Below are 15,128 nucleotides of genomic sequence, written 5' to 3'. Positions count from 1 at the left end.
TGTTTAATTTTAAAACCATTTTTAAAACATACGAATAATGAGTTTCATTAATTCACTTATTAAAATTTTTGTAGGAGATAAAGCGCAGAAGGACGTTAAAGAAATTCAGCCTTTAGTAGATCTTATCAAAGCGAACGAAGCAGAATTCGAAAAGCTTTCACATGACGAACTCAGACGAAAAACAGCCGAATTCAAAGCGCTGATTAAGAAAGAGAGGAGCGAAATTGATAAGCAAATTGAAGAGCTTAAAACGAAGGCTGATACTGAAGAGGATATCGATGCCAAAGAGGATATATATACTCAAATAGATAAGCTGGAAGAAGATGCGTATACTATTACTGAAAACAAGCTAAACGATTTACTTCCTAAAGCATTTGCAGTTGTTAAAGAAACTGCTAAACGTTTTGCTAAAAACAAAACCATTACGGTTACAGCCTTAGCATACGATAGAGAATTTTCTGGAGATAAAGACTATATTACTCTAGAAGACGATAAAGCTATTTGGAGTAACTCATGGGATGCCGCCGGAAAAGAGGTTACATGGGACATGATTCATTACGATGTACAGCTAATTGGTGGTATTGTACTTCACCAAGGTAAAATTTCAGAGATGCAAACTGGGGAAGGTAAAACATTAGTAGCTACCCTACCTGTTTATCTGAATGCATTAACCGGAAATGGGGTTCATCTTGTAACTGTGAATGATTACCTTGCTAAAAGGGATAGTGCTTGGATGGCTCCTTTATTTGAATTCCACGGATTGACAGTGGATTGTATCGACAAGCACCAACCCAACTCTGAAGGAAGACGTAAAGCTTATAACTCTGATATTACCTACGGTACCAACAACGAATTTGGTTTTGACTACCTAAGAGATAATATGGCACACTCCCCTACTGATTTAGTACAGAGAAAACATAACTACGCGATTGTAGATGAGGTAGATTCTGTATTGGTAGATGATGCCCGTACTCCTTTAATTATTTCTGGTCCTACTCCTAAAGGTGATGAGCACGAATTTAACGAGCTGAAACCTGTAGTTTCTGAGTTGGTTACTATGCAACGTAAACTCTTAACCGGAATTTTAGCTGAAGCTAAAAAATTAATAGCAGAAGGAAATACAAAAGATGGTGGTTTCTTATTATTAAGAGTACACAGAGGGTTACCTAAAAATAAAGCCTTAATCAAGTTCTTAAGTGAAGAAGGTGTTAAACAAATCTTACAGAAAACTGAGAACTATTATATGCAAGATAATAACCGTGAGATGCCTAAGGTAGATGCGGATCTTTATTTTGTTACCAACGAGAAAAACAATCAAACAGAACTTACCGATAAAGGAGTTGAATATCTTTCTGAGAAGAGCACCGATAAAAACTTCTTTGTAATGCCAGATATTGGTACTGCTATTGCTGCTATTGAAAAGCAAAATTTACCTATTGAAGAAGAGGCAGAATTAAAAGAAAATCTTTTTAAAGACTTTAGTATTAAGGGAGAACGTATACATACGCTTAACCAATTACTTAAAGCTTATACTTTGTTTGAAAAAGATACCGAATATGTGGTAATGGAAAACAAAGTAATGATTGTAGATGAGCAAACAGGTAGGATAATGGATGGTAGACGTTATTCAGATGGTCTGCACCAAGCAATTGAAGCTAAGGAAAATGTAAAAATTGAAGCTGCAACGCAAACCTATGCTACAGTTACCTTACAGAATTACTTTAGAATGTACGGTAAGTTATCGGGGATGACTGGTACAGCAATTACAGAAGCTGGTGAACTTTGGGAAATCTATAAATTAGATGTAGTTGAAATTCCTACTAACCGCCCTATTGCAAGATTCGATAGAGAAGATCTTATCTACAAAACAAAACGTGAAAAATACAATGCAGTAATAGAAGAAGTAATTAAACTTTCTAATGCAGGAAGACCGGTACTTATTGGTACTACCTCTGTAGAAATTTCTGAATTACTGAGCCGTATGTTGCAACGTGGAAAAATACACCACAATGTATTAAATGCGAAAATGCACAAAAGAGAGGCTGATATTGTTGCAGAAGCAGGTAACCCAGGGATTGTTACTATTGCAACCAATATGGCTGGTCGTGGTACGGATATTAAATTATCTGATGAAGTTAAAAAAGCCGGTGGTTTGGCTATTATTGGTACCGAGCGTCACGATTCTCGTCGGGTAGACAGACAGTTAAGAGGTCGTTCTGGTCGTCAGGGAGATCCGGGTAGTTCTCAATTCTACGTATCTCTTGAAGATAACCTTATGCGTTTATTCGGATCTGAAAGAGTGGCTAAGATGATGGATAAAATGGGACTTGAAGATGGTGAAGTTATTCAACACTCAATGATGACCAAATCTATTGAAAGAGCGCAGAAAAAAGTAGAAGAAAACAACTTTGGGGTTCGTAAAAGATTATTGGAGTATGATGATGTAATGAACGCTCAAAGAGAAGTTGTATACAAAAGGAGAAAGCACGCCTTACGAGGAGAACGTCTTAAGGTAGATATCGCTAACATGATTTATGATACCACAGAGATTATCTGTGAAACTAATAAAACTGCTAACGATTATAAAAACTTTGAGTATGAACTTATAAAATACTTCTCTATGACCTCTCCGGTTTCTGAGCAAGAATTTAACAAAGCTTCAACAAGTACTTTAATTCCTCAAATATATAAAGCGGTTTCTGCTTATTATACAGATAAAGTAGAGCTCAAAATAGCTACAGCCTTCCCTGTTATTAAGGAAGTTTATGAAAACCCTAATAACACTTATGAGCGTATTGTTGTTCCGTTTAGCGATGGAGAAAAAAGCTTAAATGTAGTAACCAACTTAAAAGAGGCTTATGGATCTAATGGTAAAAAATTAATCAACGATTTTGAAAAAAATATTTCGTTAGCCATTATTGATGATGCCTGGAAAACGCATTTAAGAAAAATGGATGAGTTAAAAGATTCTGTGCAGCTTGCTGTTCACGAACAAAAAGATCCTTTATTAATTTATAAATTTGAAGCCTTCAACCTTTTTAAAGAAATGCTTGAAAAAGTTAATAAAGATGTTCTCTCATTTTTATTTAAAGGAGAACTTCCTCAAAATAATACCTCAAACATTAAAGAAGCAGCTCAGGTAAGAAAACCTAAGGAAAAATTAGAAACTTCTAAAGAAGAAATTCCTAATAGCGATGAGTTAGCTGCTCAAAACAGAGCTGCAGGACAAACCCAAAGTCAGCAACCTAAGGTGACCGAAACTATTGTTAGAGACCAACCTAAAATTGGAAGAAACGATAAAGTTACCATTAAAAACGTAATGAACGGTCAAAGCAAAACGGTAAAATACAAACAAGCCGAGCCGTTAATTAGTAAAGGTGAATGGGTACTAACCGAAGAAAACTAATTACTAGTTTCCATATAAATTAAAGGTCTGCTAAATGCAGACCTTTTATATTTAGTAGCACATACGCTCTATTGTTTTAACAAATCAACAACATAATATGCCAATTAAATAAGCTATCTTTTCCTAAAATGTAGCAAATGAAAAACTGGTTTATTATTATACTATCGAGCATCGTACTTACTGCATGTAATGATGTTCCTAAGAAAACTGTTAAAGCTGAATCTAACATGGTAGATTCTACATATACAATGAACACCAATAACACCTCAGATAAAACCTATAAAAAGGCCTATTTTGCAAGTGGTTGTTTTTGGTGTGTAGAAGCTATTTATGAAAGTATAGATGGTGTTAAAGAAGCCATATCGGGGTACTCAGGAGGCACCACAGTAAACCCTACTTACGAAGAAGTTAGCACAGGCACTACAGGCCATGCTGAAACGGTTGAGGTTGTTTATGATCCAAAAAAAGTTAGTTTTAAAACCCTTGTTAAAGCTTTCTTCGATTCTCATGACCCCACTACTCTAAATCAACAAGGACCCGATAGAGGCCCTCAGTACAGATCGATAGCTTTTTACAAAACAGCAGAGGAAAAGAAAATAATCGAAGATTATATTGCTAAACTTACACGTGAAAACACATTCAAAAAACCTATAGTTACCGAAGTTAAAAAATTTGCCGTTTTTTGGGAAGCTGAAGCTTATCATCAAAACTATGAGGAGGAAAATCCTTTTAATCCCTATATAAAACGTGTATCTAAACCAAGATTAGAACAGTTCAAGAAAAAGTTTAATGAAACGAACTAAAAATATATTTTACAATTAGGAAGCGACTTTCTAATTCTATTTTGCTCTAACAAACTAATCGGATTACCGTTTAGAATAAGTGTTTTTAAGTTTTTTAGCTTTTCAAGATCATGAGGCATTTTAGATATATTATTATTCGATACTAATAATAATTCTAACTGCTGCAGATTAGTTAATGATTCTGGTAACGAAACCAATTTATTATTATTTAAAAGCAATGATTTTAAACTAGATAATTCACCTAATTCGGTAGGGATAGCACGTAAGTTATTGTGTTCTGCATTTAGCTCCTCTAATTTCTTAAATACAGTCCATTCAGGTTCCAGCTCGTTAAACTGATTATATCCGATATTTAACACTCTTAACTTTTTAAGAGATGTAATTTCTATTGGTAAAAAACTCAACTGGTTATTATCTAATTCTAACACTTCTAAATCTTTACAGCCCTTTATTGTACCAGGTATTTCAGTGATAACATTAATAGACAAATGTAAAAAGCGTAATTTATCTAAAGCGCCAATACTAACGGGCACATTCGTAATTCCATTATTAGCTAAATTTAATCTAAGAAGATTATTTAGCTTTGCTATTTCTTTGGGTATATAAGTTAATGAGTTTAACTTTAAATTTAGTACCTCTAACTTTTTAAGAGCAAAAATTTCTGGAGTCCAGAACTCTAAATTATTTCCCATAGCATTAAAAAAAGTAAGCTTCTTTAATTTAGCTATATCCTTAGAAATATAAAATTGGTGTTTATCTCGTAAGCTAAGTTGATACACATTTTCAGCATCCTTCATAGCCAATTCCATGCTGCTATAAACTGGTGTTTCTAACGGATTTGCATTCTGTGCCAATCCTATCTTACATGCAAAAACTATTAAAATTGGTACTATATAGTGTAACTTCATTTGTAAAATTTTCAATAGGTTTAAAAAAAAGGAGCCAGCCTATAACAGCCGGCTCCCTTAACTAATCTAAATTTATCTCTGTATAAATTACTTCATAAGTACTTTAAACTGCTGAGATACCCCATCAACAGTTACCTGAAGTAATAATACTTGATTTCCTTCACTTAACGATCTTAAGTCTAATGATAATTCTTTATTTACCAACGACATATCGTTATATGTAATTAAACTTCTTCCTAACACGTCAAATACTTCAATAGTAATTCCTTCTGTTGAGTAAGATCCGTTGAATTGTAATGTAACTAGTCCTTCTGTTGGATTAGGATACAACGTAATTCCGTTTGAATCTCCTGAAACCTCTTCTAATCCATAGGTTCCTAAATTGTTTTCTAAAGAAATTACAATAGTTGCAGAAGCATTAAAAGTCACTGAGTTTCCGGCAGCATCAGTTTGTGATACATTACTACCACTTGGGTGCTGTACAGAAAAGAACCCGTATTTGTAATCTGGTGAAAACGTTAATCCGGTTGGTTCTGACCCTATTGGCATAGATGAGAATAACTCTACATTAGGAGTACTTTGAGTATGGTCTGGTCTTACAACCCAAATGTAGTTCTTACCACCATCTTGTAATACCCAAAGGTTTCCTTGATCATCAAATGTTAAGTTGTCATTTCCATTAGCCCAAGCTTCTGTTTGTGCACCACTAGCTGTGTTTACATCATAGCTCATTCCTCCAACAAAAGTTTCAAACTCACTAAAAGTGCCATCACCATTATCTTTAAAACGATATACTCTGTTTAACCCTTTAGCAGTAAAATAGATTTTATTGTTTAAAGGATTAATCTCTACATCCTCAATTCCATTAAAAGTAGTACCTCCTACACTAGAAGCCACCGTATTTAAGTTGTTTCTATCAGATTGTGTATCGTTTGGAACTTCAATCCATGTTCCTGTTGATGAAGAAGGATCGCTACCTGATAATGCTAAATCTAAACTTAACACATATACTGTTCCGGCACTTAAATCACCTGGTGTATCCATTACATATTTGTATACACAATGAGTTCCACCATCTTCTCCATAATAAGCCGTTGTTCCATCGGCAGTAATTACTACGTTCTCATGGTTCATACGTCCCATTGCCCATAACTTATCTTTAGATCCGTCTCCGTCCTGATCGATAACAGATGCTGTAGCAGGATCAATTTCTACTAACCAACCTACATCCTGATATCCATCTCCGTTAGAGTCTCCTGAGTTCATAGTTTCTTCTGCAGTAACTACAGTTCCCCATGGAGTTAATCCTCCAGAACAGTTTCTGGTAGTAGTCACTAAATCTGCATCATATATATCTACTGCCTGACTATTGTCTACTACCCATAAGTTAGTAGCTGTATCTAAATGAATATCTAACATCGATACGCCACCAGGAGTGTTCTCTTGGTTTACAGATAAATACCCTTGTTCACTACTTCCATTAATTGGCACATAACAAGTAAAATCATTATTACCCGGCATGTTACCACCACCTGTCATATAAGCATCTCCTTCTTTCATAATCATTTGGAAGGTATGCTCTTGCGGTATAATTAAGTTGGTAGTTTGCGATGTAGGATTTATAGATGTAAAACATCCGATAGCCTCTGTAGTACAATCTATTCCTAAATCTTCTGTATTCTTAAGATACATATCAAAGCGAGTATCAGAACTAGTAGCATTTGCTTGGTGTAATTCTACCGCTATACGGTTTACTCCATCTACAAAGGCTGTTTTAGGTACTTCTATAGTAAAGTAGATATTTTCATCTATACCACCAATAGCATTTGTAGCGGTAGTTAAATAATCTACTGTACCTGTTGGCATATTACTTCTAAATACTTCTACACCGTTTACATAAACAACTGCACCGTCATCTCTACGTAATCCAAACTCAACGTTATCTGTTAAGTCATTATACGTTACATTAATATCTTTAACATAGTATGTAGTAATATACTTGTTACTAGCATCCGATCCGTAAGATACTGTTGTATTTACTGTATCACCATATCCAAAAGGAGCATTTCCTCTAGACCATGGAATTACATCATAGTCTGTAGCTAACCAATCAGTTCCTAAATCAGTTCCTTGATCTAAATAATACCATTCTTCATCTTTACTTACAGGATAATCTGTAACATCTAAAGCAGGGGCATTATAATCTACAGACATATCAAATCTAAGATCTGAACTAGTTGCACCTGCTTGGTGTAACTCTACCGCTATTACATTTTCACCTGTAACCAATAAGTTACTGGTTTCAACTTCTATCCAAGCTTCTTCATCTGAACCTCCGATTGCAGAAGATGCATACGTATCATAAGTGATAACACCCGTAGGCATGTTCAATCTAAACGCTTCAGTACCGTTTACATACACTACAACCCCATCATCTTTTTGTACATTAAATACTAAGTCTCCAATTACTGATGCATCATCCACAGTAAACGTATGACGTAAATAATAGGTAGGGTACTTGTTACTAGCATCGGTTCCGTAATCTAATGTAGTAGATTCAATACCGTCTCCATACCCCAAAACAGCGTTACCAAATAACCAACTATTGTCATCATAAGAAGGATCGTACCATGAAGTACCTAAATCTACTCCATTGTCATTGTATTTCCAGATACCTCCAGAAGCAATCGGGAACGTTCCCACTGGATATTCGTTGATATTAATCCAAGCTAAGTACACAGGTTCCTCATCAAAAGTAACATTATCAAAGGTTACCACATTATTTGTTTTAGAACCTGTTGCAATAATGTTTACTGCTGTAGCAGGATCTCCGGTTAATAAGAAATAATCATTAGCGATTAAATCTACTTGGTTTAAATCATCAAAAATTTCCGTTAAGTCAACGTGTACAGATCCTGAAGTTATAAATAATGGATCTACATAAAATCTACTATTTAAATACAAAGTATCTATAGTAGCAGCCCCTAAAACAGGTAGTACTGTTGTACCCGTTTCTTTTCCAACAACAATATTGCTATTAAAATCGGTAATTGTTGAACCGTAATACATTCCCGCTGCTGTATCATTTTTAACACTCCAGCTACCAGCAACTACATCATCGTAAGGCGCTGTTGCCACACGTACCGGTGTTGTAGCAGGCACAATAGCAGCATTTGTATATGTAATATTTGATGTTGCACTACCTCCATCTACCAAAGTACCATTATCATCCTGATTGAATGTATAATTAATAGCTAAGTTAGGTTCTGTAGTGGTTAATGTTTTATACATATCAGCTTTAATTTCATCCTGTGTTCTTTCAACAGTCCAAAGACGAAACTCATCTGCTTTAAAGTTAATACTTCCTCCGTAATTTAAACTTTTACCAAAAGTAAAATCCCATGTACTATTTGGTATATACGAAGTAAACGACGTTGAAGACTCTAACTCTCCATTTAGGTACACTTTAATATCCGAACCAGGAACTGCAACAATTGCTATATGATTCCATTCTCCTAATTGCAATCCTTGCGTACCAGTTAATGTCCAACCAGAACCATTGTTACCATAGATTGCATTAAGCGCATTACCCGATTCTAATTGTAATGTAAAACCAGTTGTAAGGCTATTTATTCTTCCATGGTTAGCCAATATCGTTTTATTACTTCCAGAAGCAGCCTCACTAAGGTTTACCCATAACTCAATAGTATGAGCTCCTGCCATAAGTGTTTCTGCCGTTGTATAATCAATTGCTACATCATGACTATCTTGTAACTCAAGAACTCCTCCTTGTTCGGCTACTGCAGCAGCTAAGTCTATTTCATACGCCAGATAATATATTCCATTAGTAATAGCCACATCATTAAAAGTAACTATCCCATTAACAGAAGTAGCAGTACCTTCAACAACGTACGCACTAGATGGATCTCCAGAAAGTAATAAATACTGAGCTACCGTTGCGTCAATCATCGCTACATTATCAAAAACATACGATAAATCAACAGAAATATCTGCAGTAGTCATATTCATAACGCTAGCATACCATCCTCCGGTAACATAATGTGTTTCGTCTGTAGTACTAGTGATTTCTGCTATGGTATTATCTTCATTTCTACCAAAAACAATGTTCTTCGTATAATCTGTAATATTTTCACCTACATACATTCCGTTAATTTCTTCACTGGTAATACTCCAGCTACCTGTAACGGTATTATCATATGCAGCATCTAAATCTGCTACTGGGCTAGTAGCATCCAAAATAGTTGCATCTGCATACGTAATATCGGTAGTTGTATTGTATCCTTCGTTTACTAGAATACCTGTATCGTCCTGATCAAAAGCAAAATAGTATTTCAATGTTTCTCCCGAAACATCTAACATACGGTGCATATCGGCAATAATTTCATCCTGAGTTCTAACAACAGACCACATACGGAATTCATCCATCATATAGTTTACAGAACCTCCATAGTTTTCGCTTTCTCCAAACATGAACTCCCATGTGTTGTTAGCAATATAACTAGAGAACGCTGTACTAGACTCTAAAACACCATTTAAATAAATTTTAACCTCATTACCAGGATTTGCAGTTATAGCAACATGATACCATTCTCCCATATTTAATGAGGTTGAAGTAGAAGCTTTAGTCCATCCAGAGCCATTATTACCATATACAGCAGAAAGCGTATTATTGTCATTCAACTCTAATGTAAAACCTGTACTTAAACCATTTACTCTACCATGGTTAGATAGAATAGGCTTGTCACTAGGATCACTAGGTATATTTAACCACAACTCAAAAGTGTGGGTACCATTTAAAACAATCTCAGCTGGTGTATAATGAATTTTCATTTCGTGATTATCAGTCAACGAAATAGCTCCTCCTCTTCCAGGGATAAAATCAGCTTCTTCCCATGCAAAATAGTAGATTGACTCTTCTAAATTTGTATCGTAAAAGTTAACATTAGCACCATCAAAGCTACCCTCTTTTACTACTGTAAAATCTGTAGCTCCTTCGTCTTTTTTCAATAAATAAAATTGCCCTGCTATTCCGGCTATTGAATCGGCAGAAGTTCCTAATGCTTCTGATAAATTTACACGTACAGAAGCAAACGGACTGTTTAACGGATCTATCTTCCAACCTCCTTCTAAATAGTAAACATCAGCTAAATTAGGCACAGCAGCCATCCCTGTATTAACTTGTTTACCAATAACTATATTACTTGTATAAATAGAAATAGCATCAGAGAAGCTTAGTCCATAACTATTCACAGAATTTACTTTACTCCATTTTCCTAAAACTTCATCTTGATAGGTAACCCCAATATTACCTACTGGTGCTGTTGAAGTAGTTAGAGAAGCTGTAGTAACATCCATTAAGTAATTTACAGAACCTTCACTCATTACCGTAGTTCCAGTAGTATCGTACTCTGTAAAGTCGTAATATAATCCTAAATCAGTTTCTGAACCATCTAACGGATAATGCATACTTTCAGCAACTTCTTCAGCTGTTAGAGCTTTTGTCCAGATTCTAAACTCATCCATACCACCGGCTAAATCACTACCATAGTAAGGGCTATAACCAAATCCCATTCCGTAATCGTTAGGTACATAACCACTATTGGTCATTTCGGCAACAAATGCTCCATTTAAATAATACTTTATAGCTCCCCCATCAGTAGCGGTTACTGCCACATGGTTCCATTCACCTACTGTCCAAGAATCTCCTTGAGAATCTATCTTATTCCAACCCGATCCATTTGTACCCAATACAATGTTTAATTGGTTCGAATCATTGAACTCCATAGAAATACCTGTAGAGTTTCCGTTTACTCTACCATGAGAAGAAAACATAGGTACATTAGTTCCTGGATCTGCATTTAATTTAGCCCAAAACTCTATTGTAAAATCGTTTGTAAATAATGAGTTAACATTAGTAGAAGGCACATTTGTTTGTTGCCCGCCTGCTAATTTTAACATCTCTCCACGATTAGAATCTACATTTGCTGCTAAAAGAATATCTTCATCAGATATTAATCTACCATATAAATTAACATCATCTAAACTTCCAATAAATTGGTTTCCTTCAAAATCGTTACCAATTGTTACATCGGCTCCAGATTCTATAGGAGATGCAACTCCATTCCAAGTCTGAATTAAAAATCCGTTATAGTATAAACTTAACTTTCTTCGTACATTATCATATTTATAAGTAACATAAATCCAATCATTAGCTAAAATGGTGTAATTACTTGTTAAGGTATTACCTGTAGCATGGTTGGTATAAATTAAGTTTCCATTATCTGAAATACCAAAAGATACTCCGGCTCCATTAACGCCATTAGATAAAATAGTAGCTTTAGAACCTATACTAGCAGGATTTACCCAAAAACTAAGACTATATGCTCTATCATGAAAAGTTAACGAATTAGCTAAAGGAGCACTCATGGTTGTATTTGCACTGTATACTAAAGCCTCATTAGCCGTACCTTCATGGTCTGTACCAAAAGTATAGTTAGTTGCTTGTACTGAATGTGCATTTACAGAAGCATCTGCTACATCATTGGCAAAATCTAAAGATAAGTTTAAAGCATCTGAATTTTGACTCGTAAGCATTTGCTCATGAATAATTTCTTCAAAAAATGTTACTCCATCAAAACCAACATATTCAATCTTTATTCTTCTGTCTCCAGGATCTCCGTATACAGAATTTTTAGCATACGCATGTTTTACACCCGAAAGTATATCGTCAGATGCTTGATAATTCACAGAATAACTCCCTGTTTCTCCATTACCTCCAATATCAGAATTCAGGTTTCCAGACATTATATCATATAAAGGGTATTTTGTATCTCCTTCACGCACCATAAAACGTTGATCATGAATATCTGCACAATACGAGAATACCCCATTAATATTATGATCCTGAATCCATGCTAAAAACTCATCAGCCTGATTACTCACACTAAAGTTTCTACCACCAATTTCTCTAAATGTAGGTGTTCCGTTAATAATTACTTTAAAAGTTGCAGTTGAGTTTAACAACCCTTGCTTTAACCACTCTAACTGCTCATCTCCAAAATGTTGCGCTGTACCATCTCGGTAGCTTCTGTTATCTGTCAAAAAGTACTCCACATCTTTATATACATAAGAAGAGTATAAACCTTGACCTTCAGAAGTACTTAAATATTCTGGATTTGGCCACCACTCCATAAAAACTTCACGTGTATCCGCTAGCGTAGGCATGGTTTTATTAAACTCATTAGGTCCGGTATCGTGATTATCCGTAATAGCAAGTTGAGGCATTGACATTAACAGACTATCGTGAAATTGACGATAAAATCTATAACGATCAAAAGCCATATTCTTATTGGCCCAATCGTCAACCCCATCAGGGCATTGTCCATCAGCGTGCTGTAAACCTAGTAAATAAACCGCATCTCCTAACCATACCATAAGATCACTATCTTCAGCAGCCATATGATTAAAAATTTCCGGATCCCCATTTATGTGGGTAAACGACTCAGGTGTATCAATACAACGAGAAAGATCAAAAATTCTGGCACATCCTCCAGCTAAAAACGTAAAATCATCAACAATACTTTGTTCATTAGAGATTGTTGATGTTCTTCCTGAACTCACACCATCTACAAGTAAGGTAGCCGTATAGGTTTCTCCCACCTGTAAGTTGGTAAACTCAAACGAACGTAAAGAATAATCTAAACGGTCATCTGAATTGTAAACAGTGCCGGTTAGCTCAGTGGTTGGCGTACTGGCTCCGGTCATAGAAAGGGTCAATGTAGCCCCCGTTCCTGTGTTATTCTTGGTAAGCATCCATACTCTTACCTTGTTCTGGTATACAGGGCTAAACATAGGGCCAAAGACCAATGAATCTCCCGGAATAGTGGTTTGCGCTTGCAAGCCAAAATTCATACACAGCGAAAAGAATAAACTAATAAGTAGTAAACTTTTTTTCATAGTGTTACACAAAAAATTTAGTTAATAAAAAATTGATTCCGATGCAAAAATAGATAGTCAGAAAGGAGATATAAGCTTCTATGTTTTATACTTATATTAATTGAAATAGTTAGATTATTCATTTTAAATTAACCTAAAAACATAGGTGCTCAAGGCTTACGAGCAACTTTATAGAATAAAAAAATGAGGTTTTATGCTACTTAAAAAAGAAATAGCGACAGAATAGATATGTTATCAAATTATTATCAAATTAAGATTTATTTTATAGTTACCTTAAATTAACATACAACTAAAATTCACACTTCATAAACCTTCTGAACAAAAAAAATTGGCTTAAATACAGATCCTACATATACATTAAGAAATAAAAAACACTACTACCCTAAATAATTCATTTTATAAAAAATAACTTACAAAAATACTAGTAACCAGTATTTTGAATCAAATTAGGATTTGCAGCTATTTGATCGGCAGGAATTGGCATTAGCTTTAGGTAATTGCCCCCATCCGGAGATTTATCCCACCATGAAGTAGTTGTAAACTTTCCAAACCGTATTAAATCGGTTCTCCGTTTACCTTCAAAAATGAACTCTCTTCCTCTTTCATTTAGCAATTCATTAAGTGTTAAGGAGTTTATTGTGTATGCGCTACTTATAAAATCTGTTGAAGAAAAATACCTACTCTTACTCTCATTTATCAGGTCTACCGCTTCTTGAGTTGGCATCCCTCCGTTAGCTCTCATAATAGCCTCAGCTTTAGAAAAATAAATTTCTGTTAACCTGTAAACCACAAAGTCATTTTCTAAGTAATTAGCATCTGCTGCGGTACCCGATCTGTACTTGTGAAAACGTGCTCCACTATTTTCTTCTCCATCTGTCATACCTCCTTCCCCCGTTTGTCCCTCAGAGTTCCTTCTAATATTATTTACATAAATAAAAGGTTCACCTAAGTACTCTTCAGAACCTAAAATGGGCGTTGTGGTTCCGTACTCATATTGTGGACCAAATAAAAACCATTGTTGTTTTCTGTAGTCTTGCTCTTCAAACATATCAAAAGCCGTTGGTATTACTACAAAAGCATTGTTACCACTATAATTTACGTTTAACGCTGATGACATATTTGAAAATCCCATAAGAATACCTGACCAGTTTTTACTAAACCCATTGTCAAAACTAAAAGGAACTTCATAAATATTCTCACTCGATAAATGATTTGTATTGTTGAACGGCCCTAAAACATTTTCGTCTAATTGTAAACTTCCAGTTTGGGCACCTCCTTCTCCCGAAATAATTTGGTCACAATAGGTTATACACTCATTCCATCTTGCCGTACCCGTCCATTCTTCTGCATTTAAATACAACTCGGTTAGCATAGCATATGCAACCACTTTGGTTACACGCCCCACCAAATTTTCTGAAGCTAGTTGAAGCTTATCTATATTATTCAATATCTCACTTTCAACCCAATTGAACACTTCAGTTCTTTCAACTGTTGGAATATTAACAGAGGTTACATCTGTTGAAATAGGAATATTGCCGAACATATCCATTAATTTCATATGTATAAAAGCTCTATACACTTTAAGCTCTGCTATAAGACTTTCCATTTCCTCAGTGGTCATATCTACAGAGGCAACATTTACCGTACTTAAATTTGAAATAGCAAAATTGGTATAGCCTATATCTTTATACATAGCACCCCACATAAGCCCTATTCGTCTTTCATCTGTAGTCCAAGTATGGTAATGTGCCCTTATATGCTCCCCTCTATCATACCCATGTCTTCCTTTTTGCGGCCATGCCAACTGGTCAGCCGATAGCTCATTATGATAAAAATAACTATACTCATTAGACCATGCCAACCAATCATACATATAGGTAAAAGGATACATAGCACTTTCATATATCTCTAATTTAGAATTGTAAAAGTTATTTTCAGATATTTCACTATATACATTTTCGTCGAGATTGGTACATCCAAAAAACACCCAACTAAAAAACATCCCTATTAATAGTAATTTTTTCTGTTTCATAA

5 protein-coding genes are annotated in these 15,128 nt (G+C 35.1%); 2 read left to right on the top strand and 3 right to left on the bottom strand.

All coding sequences use genetic code 11. The annotated features are described in order from the left end of the window. Nucleotides 1-37: 37 nt before the first annotated feature. Both secA and msrA read left to right on the top strand, forming a co-directional pair. Nucleotides 38-3,406, top strand: a complete 3,369-nt coding sequence (gene secA, locus NBRC110019_RS05385; RefSeq protein ID WP_281753080.1) for a preprotein translocase subunit SecA — start codon at nt 38-40, stop codon at nt 3,404-3,406. 137 nt (nt 3,407-3,543) lie between these two features. Further along, nucleotides 3,544-4,209 (top strand): peptide-methionine (S)-S-oxide reductase MsrA, encoded by a 666-nt coding sequence (gene msrA, locus NBRC110019_RS05380; protein WP_281753079.1) that lies wholly within the window; start codon nt 3,544-3,546, stop codon nt 4,207-4,209. Here the strand turns inward: msrA and NBRC110019_RS05375 are convergent. The 3 genes from NBRC110019_RS05375 to NBRC110019_RS05365 all read right to left on the bottom strand — a co-directional run bounded on the left by NBRC110019_RS05375 (nt 4,206) and on the right by NBRC110019_RS05365 (nt 15,126). Next, nucleotides 4,206-5,117, bottom strand: coding sequence for a leucine-rich repeat domain-containing protein (locus tag NBRC110019_RS05375; protein ID WP_281753078.1), 912 nt, complete (start codon nt 5,115-5,117; stop codon nt 4,206-4,208). The genes msrA and NBRC110019_RS05375 overlap by 4 nt on opposite strands. Before the next feature lie 87 nt (nt 5,118-5,204). Next, on the bottom strand, nt 5,205-13,094 hold the full coding sequence (locus NBRC110019_RS05370) for a LamG-like jellyroll fold domain-containing protein (RefSeq protein ID WP_281753077.1): 7,890 nt from the start codon (nt 13,092-13,094) through the stop codon (nt 5,205-5,207). 421 nt (nt 13,095-13,515) lie between these two features. Beyond that, on the bottom strand, nt 13,516-15,126 hold the full coding sequence (locus NBRC110019_RS05365) for a RagB/SusD family nutrient uptake outer membrane protein (RefSeq protein ID WP_281753076.1): 1,611 nt from the start codon (nt 15,124-15,126) through the stop codon (nt 13,516-13,518). Nucleotides 15,127-15,128 lie beyond the last annotated feature (2 nt).

Origin of the sequence: Neptunitalea chrysea (genome assembly GCF_027924145.1) — a bacterium.
Taxonomy (GTDB): domain Bacteria; phylum Bacteroidota; class Bacteroidia; order Flavobacteriales; family Flavobacteriaceae; genus Neptunitalea; species Neptunitalea chrysea.
The sequence above is the reverse complement of the archived record's forward strand: the minus strand, read 5'-3'. Positions and strand labels throughout refer to the sequence as shown.

Coding starts and splice junctions, on each gene's coding strand:
- secA (WP_281753080.1), top strand. CDS start 38: ATGAGTTTCATTAATTCACTTATTAAAATTTTTGTAGGAGATAAAGCG.
- msrA (WP_281753079.1), top strand. CDS start 3,544: ATGAAAAACTGGTTTATTATTATACTATCGAGCATCGTACTTACTGCA.
- NBRC110019_RS05375 (WP_281753078.1), bottom strand. CDS start 5,117: ATGAAGTTACACTATATAGTACCAATTTTAATAGTTTTTGCATGTAAG.
- NBRC110019_RS05370 (WP_281753077.1), bottom strand. CDS start 13,094: ATGAAAAAAAGTTTACTACTTATTAGTTTATTCTTTTCGCTGTGTATG.
- NBRC110019_RS05365 (WP_281753076.1), bottom strand. CDS start 15,126: ATGAAACAGAAAAAATTACTATTAATAGGGATGTTTTTTAGTTGGGTG.